This window comes from Chitinophaga pinensis (genome assembly GCF_007896845.1).
In the GTDB taxonomy this organism is placed as follows: domain Bacteria; phylum Bacteroidota; class Bacteroidia; order Chitinophagales; family Chitinophagaceae; genus Chitinophaga; species Chitinophaga pinensis_C.
On the sequence record NZ_VOHS01000064.1, the window covers coordinates 1 to 25,348 of the forward strand.

The 25,348-nt window shown below is 45.1% G+C and carries 19 protein-coding genes; 2 read left to right on the plus strand and 17 right to left on the minus strand.

The genetic code is table 11. The features are described 5' to 3' along the window. Window positions 1–136 precede the first annotated feature (136 nt). From FEF09_RS33940 to FEF09_RS28000, 13 genes are all read right to left on the minus strand, one after another. On the minus strand, window positions 137–388 hold the full coding sequence (locus FEF09_RS33940) for a hypothetical protein (RefSeq protein ID WP_261387852.1): 252 nt from the start codon (window positions 386–388) through the stop codon (window positions 137–139). Beyond that, window positions 385–555: a hypothetical protein gene (locus tag FEF09_RS33945; RefSeq protein ID WP_261387853.1), complete on the minus strand. Its 171-nt coding sequence runs from the start codon at window positions 553–555 to the stop codon at window positions 385–387. Before FEF09_RS33945 ends, FEF09_RS33940 begins: the two co-directional genes overlap by 4 nt. Continuing rightward, window positions 506–1,420 carry a RagB/SusD family nutrient uptake outer membrane protein gene (locus tag FEF09_RS27950; protein ID WP_261387854.1) on the minus strand — a complete coding sequence of 305 codons (915 nt, stop codon included), beginning with the start codon at window positions 1,418–1,420 and terminating at the stop codon, window positions 506–508. The genes FEF09_RS33945 and FEF09_RS27950 overlap by 50 nt, the downstream gene beginning before the upstream one ends. A 75-nt stretch (window positions 1,421–1,495) precedes the next feature. Then, complete coding sequence (locus tag FEF09_RS27955; protein WP_146308139.1) at window positions 1,496–5,152, minus strand: SusC/RagA family TonB-linked outer membrane protein; 3,657 nt, start codon at window positions 5,150–5,152, stop codon at window positions 1,496–1,498. Between the two features lie 49 nt (window positions 5,153–5,201). Beyond that, the gene (locus tag FEF09_RS27960; protein ID WP_146308140.1) at window positions 5,202–6,224 is read right to left on the minus strand and encodes a FecR family protein; all 1,023 of its coding nucleotides are present in this window, start codon (window positions 6,222–6,224) and stop codon (window positions 5,202–5,204) included. A gap of 153 nt (window positions 6,225–6,377) precedes the next feature. Beyond that, on the minus strand, window positions 6,378–6,950 hold the full coding sequence (locus FEF09_RS27965; RefSeq protein WP_186774574.1) for an RNA polymerase sigma factor: 573 nt from the start codon (window positions 6,948–6,950) through the stop codon (window positions 6,378–6,380). A 124-nt stretch (window positions 6,951–7,074) separates the two neighbouring features. Further along, a complete protein-coding gene (nudK, locus tag FEF09_RS27970) occupies window positions 7,075–7,656 on the minus strand; it encodes a GDP-mannose pyrophosphatase NudK (protein WP_146308142.1) in 582 nt (193 codons plus the stop codon). Between the two features lie 48 nt (window positions 7,657–7,704). Continuing rightward, window positions 7,705–8,805 (minus strand): DUF695 domain-containing protein, encoded by a 1,101-nt coding sequence (locus FEF09_RS27975; protein WP_146308143.1) that lies wholly within the window; start codon window positions 8,803–8,805, stop codon window positions 7,705–7,707. 108 nt (window positions 8,806–8,913) lie between these two features. After that, a complete protein-coding gene (locus tag FEF09_RS27980) occupies window positions 8,914–11,352 on the minus strand; it encodes a zinc-dependent metalloprotease (protein WP_146308144.1) in 2,439 nt (812 codons plus the stop codon). A 31-nt stretch (window positions 11,353–11,383) separates the two neighbouring features. After that, window positions 11,384–12,811: a RagB/SusD family nutrient uptake outer membrane protein gene (locus tag FEF09_RS27985; RefSeq protein WP_146308145.1), complete on the minus strand. Its 1,428-nt coding sequence runs from the start codon at window positions 12,809–12,811 to the stop codon at window positions 11,384–11,386. Window positions 12,812–12,829: 18 nt separating this feature from the next. Beyond that, window positions 12,830–16,465 (minus strand): SusC/RagA family TonB-linked outer membrane protein, encoded by a 3,636-nt coding sequence (locus tag FEF09_RS27990; RefSeq protein WP_222597219.1) that lies wholly within the window; start codon window positions 16,463–16,465, stop codon window positions 12,830–12,832. Window positions 16,466–16,690: 225 nt separating this feature from the next. Further along, window positions 16,691–17,866 carry a FecR family protein gene (locus FEF09_RS27995; RefSeq protein ID WP_146308147.1) on the minus strand — a complete coding sequence of 392 codons (1,176 nt, stop codon included), beginning with the start codon at window positions 17,864–17,866 and terminating at the stop codon, window positions 16,691–16,693. A gap of 93 nt (window positions 17,867–17,959) precedes the next feature. Further along, the gene (locus tag FEF09_RS28000; protein WP_146308148.1) at window positions 17,960–18,526 is read right to left on the minus strand and encodes an RNA polymerase sigma factor; all 567 of its coding nucleotides are present in this window, start codon (window positions 18,524–18,526) and stop codon (window positions 17,960–17,962) included. Between the two features lie 98 nt (window positions 18,527–18,624). Between FEF09_RS28000 and FEF09_RS28005 the strand changes: the two genes are divergently transcribed. Then, entirely contained in the window at window positions 18,625–19,740 is a 1,116-nt protein-coding gene (locus tag FEF09_RS28005; protein WP_146308149.1) for a glycoside hydrolase family 130 protein, read from the plus strand. 61 nt (window positions 19,741–19,801) lie between these two features. Here FEF09_RS28005 and FEF09_RS28010 read toward each other — a convergent pair whose 3' ends face one another. Then, window positions 19,802–21,325: a family 43 glycosylhydrolase gene (locus FEF09_RS28010; RefSeq protein WP_146308150.1), complete on the minus strand. Its 1,524-nt coding sequence runs from the start codon at window positions 21,323–21,325 to the stop codon at window positions 19,802–19,804. Between the two features lie 341 nt (window positions 21,326–21,666). Between FEF09_RS28010 and FEF09_RS28015 the strand changes: the two genes are divergently transcribed. Continuing rightward, a complete protein-coding gene (locus FEF09_RS28015) occupies window positions 21,667–22,968 on the plus strand; it encodes an alkaline phosphatase family protein (protein WP_146308151.1) in 1,302 nt (433 codons plus the stop codon). A gap of 168 nt (window positions 22,969–23,136) precedes the next feature. Here the strand turns inward: FEF09_RS28015 and FEF09_RS28020 are convergent, their stop codons facing one another. The 3 genes from FEF09_RS28020 to FEF09_RS28025 all read right to left on the minus strand — a co-directional run. After that, window positions 23,137–23,556, minus strand: coding sequence for a hypothetical protein (locus tag FEF09_RS28020; protein ID WP_146308152.1), 420 nt, complete (start codon window positions 23,554–23,556; stop codon window positions 23,137–23,139). A gap of 1,288 nt (window positions 23,557–24,844) precedes the next feature. After that, window positions 24,845–24,976, minus strand: a complete 132-nt coding sequence (locus tag FEF09_RS33950) for a hypothetical protein (RefSeq protein WP_261387855.1) — start codon at window positions 24,974–24,976, stop codon at window positions 24,845–24,847. Window positions 24,977–25,082: 106 nt separating this feature from the next. Further along, window positions 25,083–25,348, minus strand: a 266-nt coding sequence (locus FEF09_RS28025; RefSeq protein ID WP_146308153.1) for a PleD family two-component system response regulator, incomplete at its 5' end; no start/stop codon positions are given.

A 25,348-nucleotide genomic window follows, 5' to 3' on the forward strand; every position in this document is an offset into this window, starting at 1 on the left:
GCATATTTCCGTATAACTTCATGATCCTCTTTTTTGATAAAATCTGTTTTAATAAATTCAGCTGTTGTTTGTTACTGATCCTTCATTCCTGATTCCTGAACTTCTATCACGGGTTCTGCTGAATTTCCGGTTCAGGTTAACGTAGTATTGTCCGATCGGAATACGTATCTGTTACTCGCAGGATCCAGCGTATAGTAGTACCCTGCCAGGTACGGGTGTATGTTTTTCTGAACAAGGGATCGTCTTTCAGACGGCGTTGATCAAACCATGGCAGCATCCGGCAGAAGAATTCGCGGCGACGTTCCTGTACTACTTTTACAATCGCATCATTGACATCAGTCGCTGTCAGCGCTACATAGTCAGCTGTCTGGAAACGTTTTTCTCTCATTTATTTACCAGTTCCATTGCAGCGCCGGCATTATTATTTCTGGCAAGACTTTCTGCTTTGATCAGCATCATTTCCGGTACGGAAGTACCAATACTGCGGTTCTCGTAGTTGATTCTTTCATAGGAGAAGAAACGACAGTGTAGCCAGCCCCAGCATGGAAGCGGCATCCGCTGTAAACAGCTGGTAACGCATATCCTTTGTGCCTAACAGATCAAGCAGTTCCTGACTTAAGCGCATCGTGGTAGGCGCCCATGCAAAAGAAGTACCTGCTATTTTACCCAGTATGATTTCAGGATTGTCTCTGCGTAAAGGCACTACGCCAGTTGCGAGGTCAAGCAATGTGGATTTAATAGCCAAAGCGCTGTCTGCATATGATCCTGCTGCAGGATAGTTGCCCATCAACAGGTACATTCTGGCGAGGAGAGAAAAAGCCGCTGCTTTACCCGGCAGTGTATTATACTGCGTAGTACGCGGTAATGACTGTATAGCCGTTTTCAGATCCGCTTCTACACGGCTGTATACAGCGGCAACTGTTGCACGGTTCAGTGGTTGATCCAGAGAAGGCGTCACCAGTAATGGCACACCCAGATCAGCGGCAGCTGTACCGGAATTATATGGCTTACCATATTCATTGACCAGATTCAGATAAGCATCTGCGCGGTGTGTCAGCGCTTCTGCGATCAGCTCATCTTTTTCAGCAGCTGTACCATCCGTAACACCGGGTACTTCGTCTATGATCACGTTGCAGTTATAGATACGACCATAATAGGTATCCCAGTCTCTGTCCCTGTCGAGCGTATTTTCATAGATCGGCGTACGCCATGTATAGGTATTTCTAAAGAAAACACTGCTGATCGTATTGTTGATAGATACCTGTTGTACGCTATCTGTGATGTCTATATCTGCGGCAACAATGTCCGGCAGATATCCGCCATACTCGTAGGTATCTGTATAATTCAGCAGATAACGGTAGTTGCTTATCTGACCGGGATCAGTGATCCCTGCGTTTTGATATCTGTATATTTTGAACAACCTGCGGTCAGGATCATTGTACCGAGTACCGCTGCTGCTATATTGATCTTTTTCATCATCCCGTTTTTTCAGTTGTTATAAACCAATGTTGATCATCAGACTGTAGTTAGTAGTAGGCGGCAGGTGCAGAACAGTGCTGCTCAGTGCCGGAACGAAGTCAGGGTCAAGTCCGACGTCATTCTTTTTCCATAACAGTCCAAGGTTGCGTACTACACCACTTACCTTGATGTTCTTTGCAAATACTTTTCCTGCAAAGGCTTCAGGCAACTGATAACCTAAAGACAGTTCACGGAAACGGATGTAGTCACCCGGCTGAACATTCACATCTGAAAAAGCATAACGGAAAGCAGCTAATGGAGAATAAGCATTGCCTACAACAGGCACAGCTGTTTTTTCCTCATCACCCGGTTTTTGCCAGCGATCAGCAATATCAGAGAGCAGACTATAGGAGAATACCCTTGTGCTTGGGTAGTTAGACACTGCTGGTTTCAGGAATACGCTACCGAAATTATAGGTGATCAATGCGTATAATGACCAGTTTTTATAACGGAAAGTGTTATTTACAGAACCATAGTATGGCGCGGAACGGCGACCGGCGTATTTCAATGCATCTACACTTGTTACGTTCTGAGAAGGGAGTAATTTCTCTCCTTTTTCATTGTAGATCTGTGTCAGACCGGTACTGCTCAGACCAGCATTTTTATATACCCATACACCATCCGGCGGATAACCATTCAGCACGGTATTAGACAGACTGGAATACAAAGATGTGGTTGGGCCGAAACGGTTATCTGTCACTTTATTGCTATTGTATGAGAAGTTAACACCCACACTCCATCCAAAGTGTTTAGTATCTATTACAGCGCCATTTACAGCGATATCTATCCCACGGTTAGACATACTCACACCGTTCCTGCTGAGCGTATTATTACTACCTACATAAGTCGGATTGATTTCCAGCGGATAGATGATGTCTTTACCTTTCTTGTTATATACTTCAAACATACCGCTTAGTCTTCCGTTGAACAGAGAGTAGTCGATACCAATGTTGGTAACATAGGTGCTTTCCCAGCGGAGCGCAGGATTGGCGTAAGCAATAATGGTAGCATATGGCAGTCCTGTCTGGAAGTCGGAGGTACCCAGACCTATATTCGTGAAAGGACGCAGTTCACGGTTGATATTACCATTCACCCCATAAGTAGCACGGAATGTCAGGTTAGTGATCCACGACAATTCTTTCATAAAGTCTTCCCGTGTGACATTCCAGCTGGCGCCCGCAGACCAGAAAGGTTTAGCCCTGAATTTTCTGTCGAGACCAAAGTTGTTATAATCATCGTAACGTACGCTGGCTGACAGGGTATACCTGCTCATGAGCGTATAGGCAGCATTCCCGAAATAAGACAGAAAACGGTTCCGGCGATCCGTCTGTGCAGGTGCGCCTGAGAAAGCCGTATTATAAAGAATAGTGGCATGCGGTGTGTTGTAATCTACATTCTGGGATATACCTGTCTCAGGGTTGTAACCATACAATGTAAATGTAGAGGAACCTGCATTGGTTTCACGTATTTCTGCACCTGCGAGCGCATTCAGTTCGTGAATACCACCAAAGCCTCTGTTAAAGGAAAACTGGCCTCTGAGGCTATGGTTATCCTGTGTTGTATAATTGTTGGTAAAGATGGCCCCGTCCGGTACATTTTTAATGAGCTGGCCATTCTGTATGACAGTACCCTGATTATAAAGATTCCGTGTATAGAATGAATTCACATCATTCAGTATCTCATTTTTGAAATTCACACGTTCTACTGCATAGGAACCGTTAAAAGTAAGTCCTTTGTAGATCGGTATATTCAGGCTCAGGTTACCGGAATAGTTATTATCTGATGCGCTGTTATTCACCAGCTTCATTTCATCCAGATAGTTGTATGACCAGTCTTTATATCCCAGTGCGGTCAGTGAATCGGCATAGTGTTGTCCTATACCATAGTAATACCTTGTGGGATTTCCATTCGCATCAACGATCGAATTATATGGCAGGAATGTGTTGCCTCCGTTCAGTAATGCGCTGGCGCCTTTGCCGTTCTGTTTATAATTAAAGAAGGAACCTTTGAGGCTTAATGACAATGTGATCTTTTTGATGATCTTCAGTTCCTGATTAGCCGTCAGGGTGATCCTTTCTCCCACGTTACCAACGTTACTGGGACTTTCTTTAGCATAAGAACCTGATACGAAGTAAGTATGTACATCGGAACCACCACTTATGGACAGATTATAATTCTGACTGGTAGCACGCTGTAACAAATAGTCTTCTATCTGACCATAGTTGTTAATAGATCCGAGGCGGGCAGCAGCAGCATCATATTCTGCCTGAGAGATCCTGCCACTACGGAGCTGGTAGGCCAGATCAGTACCTTCATTGACGAAATATTTAATACCGGAGGTATAGGGATTATAGGTCGAAGCCAGTATCACGCCTTTGTCTACGAGTTCTTTCTCATAGGCCAGTACCTGACTGGAGTTCATCAATGGCAGATAGTTTACGGAAGGTCTGGATTGTGTACCGAAACCTGCTGAGAAGTTGACAGCCGGTGTACGCATTCTGCCTTTCTTGGTGGTCACTACGATCACACCATTGGCTGCACGCGCACCCCAGATAGAGGCAGCCGCTGCGTCACGCAGAAAAGTGATCTGCTCAATATCGTTCGGATTGAGTGTTTTCAGGTCCATTTCGGTAGGGAAACCATCTATTACCACCAGTGGCATGCTTTCGCTTCTGATGGTAGTTGTACCCCGGATATTCACACCATAATCGTTACGGCCGATCGTCCTCGTGTTACTGTTAATAGCAGGCGTCACGTTATCATATACAAAGCTGTTATCACCGGAGGTCACCTGCAACTGTAAACCGGGTACCTGTCCTTCGAGACGTTGTAATACGTTGGCGGTAGGTACTTTTTCCAGTTCTTTGGCAGTTACCACACCGAATGATCCGGTAGCACGTTCTTTGGGCAGGTTGACATAACCGGTAGATACCACTTCAACAGGCTTCAGGTAACCGGTTTTATCTTTCAGTTTTACGTCATAGTAGGTAGTTCTTGATAACTCGAGTTCCTGTGTTTCATAAGCGACGCAGGAGACCTGCAGACGACGCGTATTCAAAGGCACTTTTATCTTGAATTCACCCTGCGCGTTTGTCAGCGTCATTGCATTCGTACCGGGTACCCTTACTGTGGCGGAGGTGATAGGCGCTACATTCTCATCTGTGACGATACCGAATATAAAGCGTGCATTATCCTGTTCAGCATCACTGTTATTGATCTCTATCTGTATGGTCCGGACAGGCTGACCGGGAGCTGCCTGTGATTGGGCAGCTTCTTCCGGAGCCATCTGGTTGGTTTTTGATTTTTCTTTGTCTTTCGCAGCTGCTTCAGGTTGTCTGGCGAATACGGCGTATTGTGTATTGCTGAGTTTCCTGAATTGCAGGTGATAAGGTTTCAGAATAACATCAAGATATCCTTCCACGTTCTTAAAACTGGCGTCCGGCAGTACTTTGGCGGTCTTATTGGCTACCAGTTCATCTTCATAGATAAAGGATACATGGAATCTTGAAGAGGCATTTTTAAGCGCTTCTTTTAAAGAAATTCCCGGTTGATTTTGGCGGGTTACGGCAGCAAATATCTGCAAGCTGCATAAGAGCAGACAGCAGAAGGCCGCAACCTTTTTCAGATTGATCATGCCTGTTGTGATTTTGAATTAAAAACTTGTCCCCTTTCTTGTCAGATTGTTAGTTGGGTGTGATTATGATGGTTGATTCTCCCTGTTGTGATACATCTGCATGTAGTATCAAAGCAAGCGCATTAATTAATACCTGTTTATCCTTCATGTCTATTTCTCCGCTGATCTTCTTATGGAGCAGTGAAGTGTCGCTCAGCTGGATATTATATCCCCAGTCATCTTCCAGCCTTGCGAAGAGATCGGCTACGCTGGTTTGTTCCAGTTGCAGTTTCTGTTCCTGCCAGCTGGTGTAGTTAGTGACCGGTACTACTTTTTTCTCCAGTTTTTTCTGATTGAATGTGGCCAGTTCTCCGGGGCTGGACAGGAGTTGTTGTTTCCCATCGGCGGCCACCATGACCTTTCCTGTAGTCAGCATGACATCGCTGATCCCTCTGCGGCTGCGCACGTTGAAAGATGTACCAAGGACCTGTACATCAATATCGCCGCTATGCACTTCAAAACGTTGGGAGGCGTTATTGCTGGCTACCGGTTTTACGTCAAAGAAGGCTTCCCCTTCTACCCAGACTTCTCTGGGCGAACCGGTTTTCCATTGTTCACTATATCGTATGCTTGAATTACCATTCAGTTTTACCTGTGTACCATCCGGCAGGGACACGCCTTTTACCTCTCCGTAGCCGGAAGCGATACTCACTTCTTTTGATACCGGGCGGAATATGAGCCACACAGCAACAGCTGCTACGGCAACAGCTGCGGCGGCCGTCCATAGCGGGCGTATCGTACGGAGCATGGAACGACGTGGCAGCGCAAGTGGAGTATCCGGCAAGGCTGCCAGTATACGCTTCCAGTTGTCTTCCTGTTGTTGTACGGAAGGCTTGTCGGCAAGTGCATACATACTACGTGCGATCTCACCGGCACGGGTGATATCGGTGGTTTTATGCGGATAAGTTAACAGGAATTGCTCCCAGAACTGATTACCAGCTGCATCCGGGAACCTTACCCATTCCAGGAAGTAAGGATCTGCGGCCAGTTGAATGGCAGTAAAGCTGGCATAGTAATGAACGGAGCGTTTCATTCTTTAAGATTCGATTTTGGTAAGTGTCTGTATATAAAAGAAGACATTACACTAAAAGTGCCCCACGTTTTTTAATTTTTTTTTATTTTTTTTCAAGTCAGACGGAAGAATATAAAAAAGAGGGGGATAAACGAGCCTCTACAGATCTAATTATCAATTCTTTAGAAAAGAAAGCAGCAATAAGAGGGCGGGGCCTTCCATAATTTCTTTGAGGGATGCCAGGGCCCGGGCAGAGAGTTTATAGGTAGCCCTGACCTGCATATCCATGATCTCAGCAATTTCTTCGAAAGAACGGCCTTCAAAGAAACGGAACCAGATGATTTCCCGCTGACGGCTGGTCAGTCTGGAAAGCGCCTGCCGGATCTGGGCAGACAGCATAGCCGCCTCCTCTCCTTCTATAAAACGGGCATCAAAACCCAGCTCAAACGAGAAGGAAAGGTCATCTTCCTGATAAGCGATGTTTTGTTGTTCTTTAATAAGACGGAACAGGTGATTACGGAAAGATTTGAAGATATATAGGTTAAACATGGACGTCACGGAGAGACGTTCCCGGTACTTCCAGATGGAGATGAATGTTTCCTGTACGGCATCTTCTACCAGGTGGGTATCCCCGGTAAATTTCTTACCATAGCTGTATAAAGCTTCATTATATTGTTTATATAATGCTTCCAGGCCTTTTACATCACTATTTCTGACCGCATCCCATAATAATTGTTCACCTGACAAACCGTACAGTTTTTAAATTTACAGTACCCTGACGTATAAATGTACTATACATATCAGATATTACCAAAGTGAGTAAAGCCGGAAAGATTCCGGCTTTCAGGTGATCAATCTATTTTAAGGATGCTCAGGATAACAATCGGTGGATCTGCAGATATTGAATGAGCATGATGGTTTTGGCGTCCTTAATTTCTCCTGATCGTACCATTTCCAGCACTTTTTCGAATGGCAGTTCGAGTACCTCGATATTTTCCTGTTCGTGCTCCAGTCCGCCGCCATCACCTATTTTCATATGCGGTTTATATTCTGCCACAAAGAAATACAGGATCTCTGTTACTGAACCGGGCGACATATATGCTTCAAATACCTTCTGCACATTTTCGATCCTATAGCCTGTTTCTTCTTCTGTTTCTCTGCGGATACAGTCCTCTGCATTGTCTTTGTCCAGCAGACCGGCACAGGCCTCTATGAGCATACCGTCCGGATTACCATTGATGTAAGTGGGGAGTCTGAACTGGCGGGTGAGGATGATCGTGTTACGTTCTTTATTATATAGCAGGATGGTGGCGCCATTACCTCTGTCATAGGCTTCACGGGATTGTACTTCTTTTCGTCCGTCAGCCATGGTGTATTCGTAAGTAACTTTCTTCAGTATATACCAGTTATCAGAGAGGATCTTTGTATCCAGAATATCGACGTGTTTAATCATTGTATGTTATTTATGAGTTTATGCCCCGGGGATAATAAGGCCACGGTTTCAAACCCTGAATTTATCAAAAGACCTCCAGTATTTGTCTTTGAAAACAGTTAAGTTCATGCTAATATTATTCCCGTATTGCTCTTTCAGCTGATCAAAGACTTTACATGTTTTACGGAAGTCCCGGCAGGCCATATATACCTTGCGTTTACTGCCCCCTGTTTGTCTGCCGATGTTTAAATACCCTTCCAGATCGGGCAGTCTGGCTGACATTGCATCTTCAATCGTATCCATCAGCTGGTAGGTAGGCTTATCAGGCATACCATTGGTCTGTTCACCGTTATACTCCATTGTAAAATCAATGATCCATGGATGCGAGGCCTTCCCTTCCCATTCGAGCAGTGTGCTGTTAACAATCATCACGAGTGGACGGCCGTCTTCCAGTTCACCGTTAAGAGATGCGTACATATCTTCCTTGATATTGTGCCGTACGGCGTCATACTTTTCCACAAATTCCTTCTGTCTCCATTTCAGGTACCCTTCCAGTTTTTCGATCGGTATCAATTCCTGTTCAGCTTCAGCCGGTCCTTTAACGGCGAGGGAATCAATGATTGTAATGGCGTTTAATTCGCCCAGATAGTTATCAAGATAGTTATATACCCCCAGAGTGATATCGCGACTATTTTCGGTGTTAAAATCCTTATGAATGATGGTGATCTGGATCTCATCGGGATAATCAGCGTCTTCCTCCGGATAAAAGGAAAGACTGGCTTTATCATATTTATAACCACCCATTTCGATGACGAAATTGCTGATATCTGTCGGAGGTTTGGAAGCAGCGAATTTCCAGCCGGCCATAGAAGGCGCAGCGGCGGCGAGTTCCTCCACAAAATAGATATTCCGGAAGTTGCCTTCTGCGGTGAAGACCAGTTCGACGATATTATCATCGCTCATACCAGCCAGCAGATAGACACCGCTTCTCAGTTCCTGCAATTTGGAGAAGATGGGATCAAGGAAATCTTCATCTACCCGCTGACCGGTTCTGATGGCATTATGAAACCTTTTTTCCTTTGGCTGGAACCATTTCCAGAAATCTGTATAGCTTCCGATCGTCTTTTCTTTCGTGGAAAAAAGTGTCTTTAGTTTTTTAATCAGCTTCATACGTAGTACAAAGTTACCCAATACTATGCAACATATTGCCGCTCCGGACAATAAAAAAGCCGGGCTGGAGAACCAGCACCGGCGATTTGCATTCATCACTCAAAACCTTTATTTATCATCTCCCTTCAGGGACTTATCTATTTCCCTGATCAGGATCGTTTTATGCGCCTGATTTAGTGCTCCCGGCACATTGCTGATCATGAGTTCATTTTTAATAGTCTGCAGATGGGTTCTGGCATACAGGCTGGCATCACTCCTTTCCAGATTGTTCAGCAACTTGCCTTCTTTCAGTTTGGAGGTATTAATCGCCATTACGAGTTTTTCAACATACATGCGTTGTACCCCTCTGTAGTACGTATCTTTTACCGGATCGCCTGTAAGGGGTTTCCAGATTGCTTTTTTCACATCATTCAGGTATTCTGTGACAGTGTACTGCTCTTTACCATTGGTATAGCGTTGCAGCAGATTGTACATCATTCCTGCATTAAGAATGGTGGTCATCATGTTATTCTGCAAAGTCATAATCTCATCCATCTCGAATATATTCAGACGGCTGGTAATGCTTTTGTCATATAACCACAAAGGCGGTTCCATCAGGTTACGGCCGATGAAACTGACTGCTTCCTTCACTTTGGCCTTTGGCAGTTTCTCGTATACATCACCTGACTGCTCGGTACTCTTACGGGTTACGTATTGTCCGCCGATGTACTTCATCACATGGTACAGGTATTTGGTATACTGTTTTACCACTCCTTTATAGATACGCTCCAGATTATCATCCATATCACCTTCTTCCGCTGTCCACTTCACCAGTTCCGGAACCACCCTTTTCAGGTTTTTGATACCGTATTCATTGGCGACCATTACATCATCACCCAGATCTTCCGTCTGACTTCTCGGATCTTCACCTTTTCCTTCACCACCAAACCAGAGGCGTGGATTAGCGGCCAGACTGTCTACAATCCACTTGTTGAGTATTTTGCTATCGGCATATTCATCGCTCGTATTGAAGATCAGCTTATATCCCCACTGGATGGCCCATTTATCATAAGCGCCAATGCGTGGATACAGCCCCGCTTTACCGATATTATCTTCCGGCTGTGCAACGTAGTTGAAACGGGCATAGTCCATGATAGAGACGGTATGTCCATTGGCTTCTACCCAGGCTTTATCACGGAGCTTTTCTACCGGTGTCTGACTGCTGGCGCCCATGTTATGACGCAGACCAATGGTGTGCCCTATTTCATGAGAAGACACGAAACGGATCAGGTCTCCCATCAGTTCGTCATCAAATACCATTTTACGTGCACGGACATCATTCGGACCTACCTGTATCATGTACCAGTCATGGATCAGTTTCATCACATTGTGGTACCAGCCTACATGGCTCTCGATGATCTCACCACTACGGGGATCGCTGATCCTCGGACCATAAGCATTTGGAATCGGTGATGCCAGATAACGTATTACGGAGAATCTTGCATCTTCCAGACTCATGGTCGTATCTCCTTCCGGCCATTCTTTTGCAACAATGGCGTTTTTGAAGCCTGCCTGTTCGAATGCCTTCTGCCAGTCATTCACCCCGGCGATCAGATAAGGGCGCCATTTCTTTGGTGTAGCCGGATCGATATAGTAAACGATCTGTTTTACCGGCTCTACCAGTTCACCACGCTTATATTTTTCCAGATCTTCCGGCTTAGGTTCCAGACGGTAACGCTGGATCAGGTATTTCTCCTGTGATACCTGTGCATCTTCATCAAACAGGATATACTTGTTAGCCATAAAGCCAACCCTTTCATCAAACAAGCGCTTACGCATTGGCTCTTTCGGCAGCAGTACCATGGATACGTTCATTTCCAGAGTAACGGCGCCTGACAAAGCAGCGGCAGGAATAGCAGCCCCGGAAGTTGTATAAGTACGTGTGGTACGCACTTCTATATTGATCGGATAAGCGTTCACACTGGTGATAAAGGAACGGTCATCAGCAATACTGCCCAGTTTCAGGTCGTTCTTTACTTCTGCATCCATGGATAATGCACTGTTATCCTTTTTAAGGAAGTCTGTTACATCGATCACCATGTTACCATTAGCACTATTGACCGTTTTGATATCGAAAGCAGCTGCGATAGGTTTTATGGCAGATGATTGTACTGCTTTGGCGAGGGCCTGATTTTCGTCTTTTACTCTCACAGAAAATACATCCACACGCATCAGGAGCTTATTACCCTGTCCTTTTTCGAAGTAGATAGTACGTTCATTCGCCTTTTCACCTGCATATACGCCGGAGAGTTCCGGCGTACCGACAAAACGGGTAACTACGAGGATATCTCTTTTTAATAACGAATCAGGTATTTCAAAGTAGTACTTGTTATCTACCAGATGTACGTTAAACATACCCTGATGGGTAATAGCGTCTTTGGTAATAACTTTCTCATAAGGCATGCTTTTGCTCACCTTTGCAGAATCTCCGGCCGGCTTGCTTTTGTCCTGAGCATGGGCCGCCATTACCATCGTGAGTAATGACAGCCCCATCGTAATTCTCTTCATGTTGGAATTGATATAATTAGGTTAGATCTCCTTACCAGGGAAGTGGTTCATTCGTGTTTAATGTCAGCGAAGGATTTTTCTTCAGTACATCCTGCGCAAATGGAATGATGTACAGGTTTGAGTTGGGCGGCAGTTTATATTCCACCTGTGGTACAGATGTATTAACAAGAGGGAATTTATGCACGACTGTTTTTGCGTAATCAGGTTCTGTATTCAGACGACGCAGGTCCCAGAAGCGGTTGAAGCCAAACAACAGTTCTTTTCTTCTTTCGCTGATGATGATATCCATGGTTTCTTTCACAGTAGCAGGTGTTGGCAGCTTTGCTTCTGTGGCGTCAGTAATACGTTTGGCACGCAGTTTATTGATCAGATCCATGGCCCCTCCGATATTGTTTTTACGGGCATAACACTCGGCCAGCATCAGCAGGGACTCGGTACTCTTCATACCAACTGTCACGGTAAAGAAGCTGGTATATTTGGTACCCCAATAGGCTGTACCTGCACCGATATCGAGGAAGGACGCATTGGTCGTATTGAAGAACAGATTGAAACGTGCATCGTGAGGGCTGAACAGCTGTCTCAGTTCAGGACTGATACAGAAGGTATAACCGATACTCAGTTCATTACGCCCGGTCATGTACACATAGCTTAATACTTCCGGGTTATTACCGGCAGTAACCGGCAGTCTGGAAGGACCTCCATTGGCAGCATAGGTCACCAGATCAAAGATCTGATCATTATAAGCTAATGATTGCTGTGCTGCATTGATACACTTATCGAACTCTCTTTTAAACAGGTGTACTTTTGCTTTCAATGCCCATGCAAAAGCCAGAGAAGGATGATATACATCGATAGGCTTTGCCTGAAGGTACTGCATAGATTCATCGAGGTCTTTTTCGATGAAAGCATATACTTCTGCTACAGATGATTTTTTAGGAGTCGCTTCCAGATCATATTTATCCATGATGCAGATGCCACCATCAGTAGCAGCTGTCTCGGGTACATAGGGTCTGCCGAAGGTATTCAGCAGCACAAAGTAATCGAAGGCACGCAATACTCTTGCCTCAGCCTTTGCCAGTTGCTTTATCTGCTCGTCCCCTTTACTCTGATCTACCAGCGTGATGATCATATTCCAGCGGTTGATATACTCGTAGGTGCGATTGTAGAGGGTAGAGGCGCTCAGTCTGCTGACCCGGTTTTCGGTCGTATCGAAGGTAAAGTTGATAATGTCTATATTCTTCAGTACACCGATCACATATGATTCTTTAATCCACTGATCATCCACGAGGTACTGAAAGTTATTGATCGGATAAGCCCTGTTGGGATAGCTGACCATTTTGTAGAAATCATCCGTTGTTTCTACTACCTGCTGTCCTTTTGGTACAAGGTCGAGGTATTTATTGCACGACATAAGTGCGGCAATCAGGAAGATATATGCGAAGTGATGAATAGATTTCATGAGCTGATGTTTTAAGAATTAGAAACTAACTGCTGCGCCAAAGAGGAAAGAACGTTGCAATGGCAGGTTCCGTGTACCACCGTTCAGACTGGATGTTTCCGGATCCAGATCATCACCGGCTTTGCTCCACATCCAAAGGTTATTAGCCTGTGCGGTGAATTTCACCTGCTTTGCAGCGATCAGGTTGCATAAATGCTTTGGCAGCACATAAGACAGGTACAGGTTACGGAGACGTACACTGGTAGCGCTTACGACCTGTATATCAGCATACCTCCAGTAGGAAGACAGGATATATGCATTGTTCTTTAACGCATCAGGATAGTCTATTTCCATCCTTGGATTGCTATTCGGGTGTGCGTCTGTATAACGATCAGCCAGTGCACGGTTGTTCTGTGTGGTACCTGCGAAATCCATCCGATCGCGTCTCATCTGATGGCCACCATAGAAGGCGAACATAGCGCCCAGTTCTGCTCCTTTATAACGGAAGCTTTGACGGAAGGAGCCGTTAAACTTAGGCAGCATTGAACCGACTCTTTTGAGAGCGGCAGGGCTGCTGACCTGTCTGATACCTGTCAGGTTACCATCCGCATCGAAGGTGACGTTTGGCTGTCCTTTTTCATCGAGGATATATGGATATCCATTGGTGGTGCCACCATACTGGTAAGCATAGAGGGAGTTAAAAGGTGTATTCGCGTAATAATAGTTGGAAGGGGAACCGATATAGGAATAGGCATCCGTAGCACCGCTATTGATCTTTTCAATACGGTTCTTATTGTATGCAAACACGACAGAGGAGCTTACACTGAAGTCTCTCTTTTTCAGCCATTCGGAAGACAGGTTCAGTTCGATCCCTTTATTGCTCATCGCACCGTTGTTGATAACGAGTGATGCAGTACCTACAGTAGGATCAAGATCTGTTTTAACGATCAGGTCAGAACTGTATTTACGATAGAGATCCAGACTACCATTCAGCAATCCGTGCAGGATCAGGAAGTCAATACCGAAGTTGGTAGTAGCCGTTTTTTCCCAACGCAGTTTAGGGTTAGGTAAAGTGGAGATATCAATGTATTGCAGTTCTGTAAAGAGGTTATCACTTTTCAGTTTTGCGGTGATATACGGAGAAGAGGACTGGTCTACGTTACCATTCACACCGTAGGTTACGCGTGCTTTCAGGAAATCCAGCCAGGTGACATCTTTCAGGAATGCTTCATTGGTCGCATTCCAGCCGAGACCAATTGACCACAGCGGCCGGTTACGGTATTTCGGGTCTGTACCGAAGAGGTCTGTCTGATCTACCCTCGCACTACCCGTCAGATTATAACGATGGTCGAATGTATAGTTTACATTAGCGTAGTAAGATACAAAGCGGTGACGTACTTCAGTTTTGGTCTTACCCGGTTGGTAACCAAGGCTGGTATACCCAAACAGGTAACTTTCAATGCCGGCTTCACCCAATCTGTACCAGTCTGTTTGTGAAGAGGTCAGGGTAATCGGATCATAGCCGTATCTCAGGTCGCCTACACTTACCGGCGTACGTGACTGTCTCATTTCAAAACCACCGATCGCAGCTATGTCATGTTGTTTACCGGATAAGCTGAATGACTTATTGTAATCCAGCTGTTGTCTGAAGGTGAAATTATCAGAAGAACGATTCAGCTGATAGAGACGGCCGTTATAAGGGATTTCATGCGTATAGATACCTGTTATCGGACTGTAGCTGGTCATCGCATTATACAGATATCTCATGCTGTAATCATTCTTATCAGAAAAACTTTCGGTCTCTTTTTTGGCTGTTTCATATTGGAACTTCAGGCCGTATTTCAAACCATCGATCAGTTTTACACCAACATCGGCAAAGGCGCGCAGTCTCATTTCCTGATCTTTTGTTCTGCTGTTTTCCAGTTCATCCAGCAGGTTGAACCGGAATGATTTGAACTGGCTATTGCCCGTCAGCTGATCGATCACGGTACCGTTTACATTATCAGAAGAGCTGAAACCGTCTTTGAAGGAAGTATAATCAGCATATACGCGGTTACCATTTTCGTCAACGATACGTGCGTAACGCGGCTGGTTCAGGTAATTGCTGTAAGTACTTTCTGATGTCATTGCTTTTGAATAGGCACCGTTTGCGCCGAAGGTCGCTGTCAGCCATGGACGGGGTGTATAGGCACTCTTCAGATAAACATTCAGGTTTTCATCTGTATTGGTTCTCACCAGTTCATTATTGCCGTCGTAGTTGATGGAGAAATAGGTATTACTCTTCTCAGATCCGCTGCTCAGTGCAATATTGAAACGTTTGCGGGCTTCATTACGCCAAACGTTATCCCTGAACTGCTGATAGTAATCGTAGTTCTTCAGTTCCTCTATTGCCGCATCTCTTTCATGAGCGGTAATGGCGCCAATATTTTCTTTTCTGTAGAGGTTGTATAAGGGAGAGAAATATTTGATGGCATTACCACCTACACTACCATATGAATTGAAAAGTTCAGTTGCGTTGGCAAAGCGGCTTAATTCACTTGCGTAAATATCTTTTTCATAGTCTACCATCTGCGCGCTGGTAGCGTAATGCATTTTGCTCAGATCAGGCTTTTCTGTGATAAAGTAGTCAGCGTTGACGCTCAGGTTCACCTGTCCTCTTTTACCTTTTTTGGTAGTGATCACGATCACACCGTTGGCTGCTCTCGCACCGTATATGGAAGCTGCGGCTGCATCTTTCAGTACGGTGACAGATTCAACGTCATAGGGGTTGATCATATCCAATGTTGTTTCTGTCAGCAATCCATCCAGTACAACGAGCGGATAAGTGCCTACGGCAGTAGAGAAGGTACTGAGACCTCTCACCATTGGCTCACCTTTATATAGACTGAGACCGGCCACCTTTCCTTCAAGCGCAGCTGGAAGGTCGACGTTCAGTTGTGCGTTCAGTTCTTTATTGCTGACATTTGCGGTTGATCCGGTGGACTGTTCCTTCATCAGTTCCTGATAACCGGTATTTGTGACAGCAATTTCTTCGAGTGATTTCACAGCGAGTCTGAGGGTAATGGTCAGTGCAAGACTTCCATCGTCCCCCATGGTTGAATTTACGTTCTTCACCATGACTTTATTACAGCACATTTCTAAGGGCACCATCACAGATTCGAAGCCTACACTGGATACGAGCAGTACAGCATCAGTGGGCACACCGGTTAATTTAAAGTAACCGGATTCACTGCTGGTCGTACCGAAAAGCGAACCTTTCACTTTTACGGAGACACCCGGCAGGAATTGTCCTTTGTCATCTTTTATGAAACCACTTACCACCGGCAGTATGATTGCGGCTTTCTCTGCATCTGCTTCATTTACTGCGGGCCGTGCGGGAGTGGCACGTTTAGTAATAAAGATGGTTTTATCTTCCAGAGAATAGCCCAATGACCGTTCAGCCAGGACTTTGTCGAGGAAGGTGGTCAGAGGCATATTGCTGGCATGCACTGTTACGGGTGTGGTCTTCTTTACCAGATCCGGGTTGTAGAATACTACGTAGCCCGTTTGCTGTTTAACAATGCTGAAGATGGTCGTAAGCGGGACATTATTCCCGGAATAGTTGATGACCTGTGACCAGCCGCTGGCACTAACTTGCATCAGAAATGCAAACATGAATAGAACATTCAGTTTCACTGTCTTCACTGTTTGTGGTGATAACCGGAAATGCTGCCGTCTGGCATCGGACATGGCATGCCCCTTCCGGTTACATAAAGCGTAAAAAAACATACTTTTGTAACGGTTTCTGGTTGATAATGACAAATAAGCGGTATTGGACCTACTTGTTTTTAAATTACCCGGATCGGAGACTTCGCCGGGAGTGCTGGAACACTTCCGGTTTTTTCTTGCGATACGTTGACATTAAGGATAGATGATAATTTTTCGTCCCTCTATTTTAAAATTGACCCCCATCGCAGCAAGGCCTTTGGTCACCTGCTGCAAGTTTAGATTTCTTTGCATTTCACCGGTAAAGGCAATGTCCGGCACTTCTCCTTTAAAAACGATTTCCACATCATACCATCTTGACAACTGGCGCATGACTTCCCGCAGGTCGGCTCTTCCATTGAAAACAAACAGGCCGTTCTTCCAGGAGGTAGCTTCCTCCAGATCCGGATGTTTATCAACAGTGATGTGATCTGCGGTGACAGCTGCCTGTTGTCCCGGTATCAGTGTTACAGTGTTTGCGCTTGCGCTGACCTTTACAGCACCTTCCAGTAAGGTAGTACGGATACTTTCTTCATCTTCATAAGCATTAATATTAAAATGTGTTCCAAGCACTTCTATGGTGCTTTTCTGGTTGACCACAACCCTGAACGGTATTCTCTTTCCATTGGCAGCTGTTTTTTTTGCAATCTCGAAATAGCCTTCTCCTGAGAGATAAACAGTGCGTTCTTCCTGTGCAAAGGCAGCAGGAAATTTAATAGCCGAAGCGGCATTCAGCCATACTTTACTACCATCAGGCAATGTCAGTGCAAATTGTCTTCCGCGAGGTGTAGTAAGCGTATTCAGTGCTGTATTGTTGGGATGTACGTCTCCATCGACGATCAGTTCCCCTCCTTTTTTGCTGATATTTTCATCTGTATTTCCGGCAATCACACCATCTGCCTGATTATCCAGTACTACCTGTTTTCCGTTGGCGAGTGTCAGTACAGCACCGTCGTGCCCCGGCAATATTTCTGTTACTGCGACCTGTTGTGGTTGTGCCGGCTGGTGTTTACGTGTAAAGAAATAGAGGCTGCCTGCGACCACCAATGCCAGTACAGCGGCGGCGGCGCCATACATGTAGCGACGGACAGGCAGTTGTCTGGTACGGGATGATACGATTGAATCGAATACGGTATCCAGTTGCTCGTCACTGATGTGCGTTGCTTCAGGTGCTACCATTGCCAGTTCTTCCAGTTGCGCCACAATCATTTCCCTATCATCTCCCTGTAAGAGCAATGATCTCAGTTCGCCAGACTCCGCAAGCGTTGCTGTACCTGCATAGTATTTATTAATAAGATATTTGATCCGCTCTTCGCGTGTATCTTCTGTCATATTTTGGTTGTGGTTGAAAGGAGGTAAAGATGTCCCCTTTACATTTAATAACGTTTGAAGAAAGACGAGGGACTATCCGGGTAGAAAAAAAACTTAAAAAAAGAGACGGGTGGCATCATTCATGAACTGACGAACGGCCTTCAAAGCGGTCACCAGCTGGTTTTTTACAGTATTTTCAGAAATATTGAGGTACTGGGAAATTTCCTGATGAGTGAGCCCTTTTAATCTTGATAACTGAAAAATGGTACGGCGCTGGGGAGGTAAGCGGTCAATGGCCTCATGTAAAAGATGATTGCTTTGTACGCCCTCTATATAGTCGGATACATTATTAGCAGAAGGTTCTCCGGGGGAAGCGGCTAACAGATTAAAATATTTTGCTTCATGAGCTGCTTTCCTCATATAATCAAAGGACAGGTTGGCGGCGACGCGAAAGAGCCATGGAGCGGAATATCCTTTTTCACCAAGGGTTGCACGGTTTTCCCACAAACGGGCAAACGTCTCCTGCACAATTTCTTCTGTGACAGGGTCGGACTTTACAGCCTTGAGCACGAAACCATATAATTGCCTGTAATAGTGGTAGTAAACTTTACGGAATGCAATCTCATTTCCTTCCCCAATCTGCCTGAATAATAAAATTTCATTATCTAATGGAGGAACCATGACCGCATAAAAGTAATTGTTTTCGGGAGAAAATTATAGCACTGGCTTCCGCAGGAAATGTTGTATTATACCAGTCATATTCTACAAATCCTCGTTATATGCAAAAATCAGGTCTCTTATTTATCATGCTCCTGTCGGGCGCCCTTTGCAGTTATGGGCAACAGTCCACCGACAAACATCCGGACTGGGCGATAGGTCCTTTTGTCAGACCCGCAGGTGTCAACCCAATCATTGCGCCCGATTCCACTACCCATTTTTACGATCCTATGCAGAAAAAGCTACTGGACTGGGAAAGCAATGACACTTTCAATCCGGCTGCTGCCGTAAAGGATAACAAGGTCTATGTATTGTACAGGGCTGAAGATAAATCCGGCGTAGGCATCGGCGCACGTACCTCGCGTATCGGACTGGCAGAAAGTGCCAATGGTATCACGATGAGACGTACCGGCAAACCGGTATTATTTCCGGATACTGACGATCAGCAGGCATTTGAATGGACTGGTGGCTGTGAAGACCCGCGTGTTGCGGTGACAGAAGATGGCACTTATCTGATGTTATATACACAATGGAACAAGAAAGTACCGCGCCTTGGTGCAGCGACATCTAAAGATCTTGTCCACTGGAAAAAGCATGGCCCTATCTTTCAGGATGCCTACAACGGAAAGTTTCATGATATTGCTTCGAAATCGGCGTCTGTATTGACCACATTGAAAAATGGGCAGCTGCGGATCACAAAATATAAGGGCAAGTACTGGATGTATTGGGGAGAGAATCATGTGTATGCTGCTACTTCAGATAATCTTGTCGATTGGACACCTTTGGTAGATGCGAACGGCGCATTAAAGGAACTGGCTTCTCCGCGTAAAGGATATTTTGATAGCCACCTGACAGAATGCGGTCCACCGGCAATACTGACCAGCAAGGGCATTGTCCTCCTATATAATGGGAAGAACCGTTCCGGCGCAGACAGTGATACCAACTATACCGCTAATTCCTATTGTGCAGGACAGATGTTGTTCAGCGCCACAGATCCTTCCAAACTGATCAGCAGACTGGACAAACCATTTATGGTACCGACTGAGTCTTTTGAGAAAAGCGGTCAGTATCCTGCGGGGACAGTGTTCATTGAAGGGCTGGTATATTATAAAGGAAAGTATTTCCTGTATTATGGGTGTGCGGATTCCAGAGTGGCAGTAGCCGTGTGTACGCCTTGATGATTATCATCTGAAGTCTATAAAAAAAGCTGCGAATAGTCTTCGCAGCTTTTTTATTTATCTACGGCACGATCTGCCATAACTCTGCATCATACTGATTTTCGTACCATTGCTGCAATTTTGTTCCGGGCGTCTGATTACTGTTGGGGACATCAATGGCCAACAGGCTTCGACGGTTGATCAGTTTAAAATAGCCATTGCCCATATCCTGTACCCGCCAGTGTTGGGCGATATTGCCATTGTCTGTCCACTGAATAAGGATATTTCCTGCATTTGTTGAACCACCGGCATTATCAAGGTTTAAGCCTGACGCGACATTCGTAATCTTATAATAGCCGTTCCCCAGACTGGTGAATGTCCATTTCTGTGCGTTTGTGTTGTTGTCTGTCCATTGTTGTATCTGCAGACCAGCAGTATTAGCTGCGTTGGGCACATCGATACATTGGGAAGTAACCTTAGATTTAATTTTGTATACACCATTAGCGACAGGCATTGCATATTCGGGTCCTGTAGAAGGAGAAGGTATCGGAATGCCTTTTTCGATCGGATGTCCGAAGAAAGGAATATCTCCATCCCATGCAAACTGTTGTGCCATGACTCTTCTGTCCCAACCGGCACCATCATAGTTGGCGGCGTGGTACACGATCCATGACTGGATACCATCAGGTGATTTAACAAAAGAGGCATGACCGGGGCCAAATACGTTGCCAAACCTTGAGAAGGCGGCGGACGAAGGTTTGGTCCAGGAGGCTTTCGACATCAGATTACCATTGGTACAGGTAAGACGGCCCAGACAGTAATCGTTGGTCCAGCTGCCACTTGCGGAGTAGATAATATTCACCGTGCTGCCACTGATCAATGGTGTAGGACCTTCATTGACAGTGGGTGAACCTACCTGTTCCCATCCGTAGTCAGGTCTTGAGATCTCTACCCTTTCACCGGAGATGGTATAAGGGTTACTCATTCTGGCGATGTAGATAAACTGGGAGACATTGGAGGTTCCTTCCCATCCTGACCAGACAAAGTATTGTTGTCCGTTAAAGTCGAAAGGAGACCCATCTATTGCCCAGCGGTCCGTTGTTGGAGTGAGCTTTGCTTTATAGCTATAACCGCCGTTTAAAGGGTCATTGGCATCGGCGCCACCTTCCAGTACATGCATGCGGTGATTGGCATTATCGCCGTTGTCAGCAGCGAAATAAACATACCATCTTCCACCACGATAGTGCAGTTCCGGAGCCCAGAGATTAGAGGAGTAAAGCGTACCACCCGGAGGAGTAAAGATGTAGCTTTTCTGCTGTTGTAATAAGTTCTGCAGCGTAGCAGATTTTGCGATCCACAGGCGGCCTCCGTCAGAACCACAATAGTAATAAAAACCACCTACACGGATCACCCATGGGTCATAATAGCTACCGTTGTCAATAGAGGGCAATGCATTGGTAAAAATGGGCGATGCAGCAAGGGCAGTCACTCCTTTGAATGCGGCCGCACCGTTCAGGCGCTCCTCCTTCTCTTCAGCTTTCTTACAACCCGGACCTGATAATAGCAGCATTAACGTGGAAAGGCATAACAAATGAAGTTTTTTCATCTTCGCTAATTTGAGGGTTTATATATGGTTGTTAAAAAATAACGTGGATACGGACACAAAAGTGCTGTTCAGCAGTGGGCCATTCAGTTGCTAATGGGTCTTGTCTGTAAGGAGAGAGGAATGTGTAACTGTAATACGTGTGAAAATAACAGCAATTTCTGACATTTTCAACAGGTGCTATTGATTATCCTGCAAATGCCATATATCACCGGGGGCAGGTATTTTATCATTGATACAGCCAGACTGCCGTTTATCCCAGGTAATAAATAATTAACACATCCCCATGGTGGTGCTGAATATCTTTATGCCGGTATTATACTCCTGTCAGTAAATCAGAAATAATGAAAAAGGGATTTGTTTTTATGATGTTATTGCTGTTGACACACAGCATCTTTGCCCAACAGGCACAACATGTGGTTTTGATTACTATTGATGGCTTCCGTCCTGACTTTTATATGGACAGCAGCTGGAAGGCGCCTCATTTACGTGAAATAGCTAAAAACGGTGTTTATGCTAAAGGCGTCAACAGTGTATTCCCTTCCATGACCTATCCTTCTCACACCGCTATTGTGACAGGTGTGTGGCCGGTAAAACATGGTATTTATTACAACAATCAATTCAATCCGAATGGTCCTTCCAATGAACCGTATTGGCAGGACAGTTCTATCAAAGTCCCTACTGTATGGAGCGTGGCACAGCAGAAAGGACTGAAAGTAGCAGCTCTTCTGTGGCCGGTTTCTGCGAATGCGCCTGTGATGTATAATATTCCTGATATCGGCGGACTGGGCGACAGCGTACGTGAGGTTTATTCAAAACCAGCCGGCTTCATCGCTGATCTGAAAAAGAATGTATTTGACAATGCAGATCGCATTGAATGGGGAAAAGATCACAACATTGCGAAGATCGCTTCTTATGTGATCAAAAAAGATCAACCCAATCTGATGACTATTCACTTCTTTTCTGTGGATCATTATCAGCATGAGCAAGGTCGCGAAGGTGATAAAGTACGTGCTGCCATTGCAGACGCAGACAGCAGTGTAGGTATCATTACCGATGCATTGAAAGAAGCCGGCATCTGGGAAAACACAGTGCTCATTGTTACCGGCGATCATGGTTTTCTGGATGTAAAAACAAGTGTAAATCCAAATGTATGGCTGGCGAAAGCAGGACTGATCAACGATGTTAAAACAGACGACTGGAAAGCACAATTCTGCTCAGTCGGGGGTTCCAGCTACCTGTATCTGAAAGATAAAAACGATACTAAAACGCTGAAACAGGTGACTGATCTGTTGGCAGGATTATCTCCCGAAGAGAAAAAACTGTTCCGTATTATCGATCGTAAACAGATAGATAAAGTAGGTGGTAATCCGGAAGTAGCATTGGCACTGAGCGGAGAGAATGGTGCGTCCTTTGGAAATGCGGTGAAAGGAGAAGCGGTGAAACCGGGTCATGGAGGCTCACATGGTTATTATCCGGACTTTCAGGAAATACGTACCGGCTTTGTTGCCTGCGGCGCAGGTATTAAAAAAGGAGGCGTGATTGCAGAGATGAACCTGCGGGATATTACACCAACACTGGCGAAATTACTGCAGCTGTCAATGAAGACTGATGGTAAGATACCGGCAAATCTGCTGGAGAAGTAAATAAGCAATGAACGTGTATAAAGGAGGCGTCCGCGCAGCGTTCGTCTCCTTTATGCATTTCAGGAAGACTATTCTTCTATTTTCCGAAATGCATATTTAGCAAAGGCAGCCTTCTCAAACCCCGGGGATTGTTCAGTGCTACGTTGTACAGACCTAGCTGCACGCCTCTCAATTTTTTGTTTTATTATATCCTCCGATAGAAAAACCTTTATGTACTTTGGTGTCATTCCGCACGGAGACAGACACTCCTCTTACTTCTGCAACAGAGATCACCCAGACGCCAATAGCGACACCATTTATCCTGCTGTGATCATTATCATCGCGTTTTCGCGAGAAGATCACAAGTGACGTAGCGAGTCCGTTAATGGTATCTCCAAGCATTACGTAGCTCAACCCATATCCATTCAGCTTATCAAATACATTTACAATTCCGTTCAATACAATACCATTTTCTACGTTTATCACACTACCAACAGGAGCAATAGTGACCCCGTTACTTTTATGTTGTAGCCCGCCTATCAACATCAGCGAAACACCATTGGTGGTATGCAAGCTATTCTCACCCAGATTCAGGACACACACATCCATTATATTCGTGCGTTTTTGTTGATGAGATTAAATTTAAGGCCGGTGTAAACGGGTACATTCCAAAAGCGATACTGCTTCTTTGTTCCCAGACTGAGTACTTTCCGGTAATGAATCTTTCTGCCCAAACAACAATACCGGGATAACAGCAGTTAACAGTACAAGGAATAAGGATCTGGGCATAGATAGGGAATTATACCAAACTTAACCCTTTAGGCGGCATTTCAAAGTATTATGCTGATACTAAAAAGGTCTTAAACACGGCCATCGTATTTAAGACCTCTATTTAAAGTGATTGTACAAATCAGTTGTTGTTTCACTGCACCCAGATGATATGCTGCATGTGGTACCAATGCAGCACCCCCTGTACAAAAAAGGATTGGACCAATCCGTGACACCCTTATCGCTACTACCAGTTTTCATAAGCTCCAGCAGATCCTGCTGCAACTTTGTCCACTGTGCGTCATCTACTTCATGTATCTTCCACTTTCCTCCCAGTTACCTCAGGCTTTTTCCCTTTGAAGAACTCCATGCGAAATAGATACTCCAGCGCAGGTGCTCAGTATGTGCTGCAATTGTGGAACCACCTTTTATAATGGGAGTAGATGCCTGTTGCGCATTAATGTTTTAATAGCGGCGGTAAAGCCATCACCGGGCTTTGCATCAATGACCCAGGAGTGTTCTCCGGCTGTGCTATATACAATTCATGCAACAAATCTAACAACGGTTTCAGAATGGACTCCATAACAATGGTTTTAGTTCCCTTACTGCCATCAAATTTATTGCCAGCGGATACTATTTGTCGTCCTATTTTGTATAGATAAGTTCATGGAGAGCTAGTTAAAATAACACCAGTTTTAAGTAATCGGTGCTTGTGCTTGTTCGTCGCAGATTCGTGCTATACCGTCGCTTGTTCGTCTCTTGTCCGATAAACGCCGTCCGATTATCAACACTATAATTATCAATCTGTACGATTACACTCACCTGATTAGGGTAATACTATTTTCGCTTTTCCTTTACTGCTTTAATTCCTGTAAAAAACTGTGTAGGTGTCTTTCCGATTCTTTCTTAAAAGCTTTTGTGAAATATGACTGTGTCTGTATGCCTATCCGTAAGATCACTTCGGACAAGGGAACATCTTCATGCGACATGATATGCGCGCTTTCTTCAGGCGGATGGTACGAACGAAGTCACCGGTAGACTGTCCCGTCAGCTGCTTGATCTTCTGATACAAATTCGTTTTACTCATTCCCATGTGCGCACAGCACACTGATGTCAAAGTCCGGATCCATCAGGTGTTCTTCGATCTTTTCCAGCAGAGTATCCATAAACTCTCCTTATCCTTTGCAGATGTCACCAGCTCCTTTGCTTCGTAATAATAGTCTTTCAGGAACCTTTCCCGGGCCTTTCTGCGTTGCTCCATGTTTCCTGATGGTGATCATAACAACTCAATACTGAGTGGTTTGCCGAAATAAAAGTCTGCACCGGAAGCCGCCCTTCAATATTGGAGGACAATGCTGTTTTAGCTGTCAGCATGATAAACGGAATATGACTTTTTCCAGATTGTCCTTCACCATCTTACAAAAAGCAATACCATCCAGCACCGGCATCATCACATCACTGATGATAATATCCGGCAGCTCCGACTTTGCTTTTTCAAAACCTATTTGTCCGTCGGACGCCTCTATGATATGATACGTCGGCAGTAAGGCTCCTTTCAGAAATTCCCGTAACTCGCTGTTATCATCCACGACCAGAATAGTTGCCAATGATGACTGCGAATGATCGCCTTCTT

What these genes read in the sequence shown, in the direction of transcription:
- FEF09_RS33940 (WP_261387852.1), bottom strand. Translation starts at nt 388, where the DNA reads ATGAGAGAAAAACGTTTCCAGACAGCTGACTATGTAGCGCTGACAGCG.
- FEF09_RS33945 (WP_261387853.1), bottom strand. Translation starts at nt 555, where the DNA reads ATGCCGCTTCCATGCTGGGGCTGGCTACACTGTCGTTTCTTCTCCTAT.
- FEF09_RS27955 (WP_146308139.1), bottom strand. Translation starts at nt 5,152, where the DNA reads ATGATCAATCTGAAAAAGGTTGCGGCCTTCTGCTGTCTGCTCTTATGC.
- FEF09_RS27960 (WP_146308140.1), bottom strand. Translation starts at nt 6,224, where the DNA reads ATGAAACGCTCCGTTCATTACTATGCCAGCTTTACTGCCATTCAACTG.
- nudK (WP_146308142.1), bottom strand. Translation starts at nt 7,656, where the DNA reads ATGATTAAACACGTCGATATTCTGGATACAAAGATCCTCTCTGATAAC.
- FEF09_RS27975 (WP_146308143.1), bottom strand. Translation starts at nt 8,805, where the DNA reads ATGAAGCTGATTAAAAAACTAAAGACACTTTTTTCCACGAAAGAAAAG.
- FEF09_RS27980 (WP_146308144.1), bottom strand. Translation starts at nt 11,352, where the DNA reads ATGAAGAGAATTACGATGGGGCTGTCATTACTCACGATGGTAATGGCG.
- FEF09_RS27985 (WP_146308145.1), bottom strand. Translation starts at nt 12,811, where the DNA reads ATGAAATCTATTCATCACTTCGCATATATCTTCCTGATTGCCGCACTT.
- FEF09_RS27995 (WP_146308147.1), bottom strand. Translation starts at nt 17,866, where the DNA reads ATGACAGAAGATACACGCGAAGAGCGGATCAAATATCTTATTAATAAA.
- FEF09_RS28000 (WP_146308148.1), bottom strand. Translation starts at nt 18,526, where the DNA reads ATGGTTCCTCCATTAGATAATGAAATTTTATTATTCAGGCAGATTGGG.
- FEF09_RS28005 (WP_146308149.1), top strand. Translation starts at nt 18,625, where the DNA reads ATGCAAAAATCAGGTCTCTTATTTATCATGCTCCTGTCGGGCGCCCTT.
- FEF09_RS28010 (WP_146308150.1), bottom strand. Translation starts at nt 21,325, where the DNA reads ATGAAAAAACTTCATTTGTTATGCCTTTCCACGTTAATGCTGCTATTA.
- FEF09_RS28015 (WP_146308151.1), top strand. Translation starts at nt 21,667, where the DNA reads ATGAAAAAGGGATTTGTTTTTATGATGTTATTGCTGTTGACACACAGC.
- FEF09_RS28020 (WP_146308152.1), bottom strand. Translation starts at nt 23,556, where the DNA reads ATGGATGTGTGTGTCCTGAATCTGGGTGAGAATAGCTTGCATACCACC.
- FEF09_RS33950 (WP_261387855.1), bottom strand. Translation starts at nt 24,976, where the DNA reads ATGGAGCAACGCAGAAAGGCCCGGGAAAGGTTCCTGAAAGACTATTAT.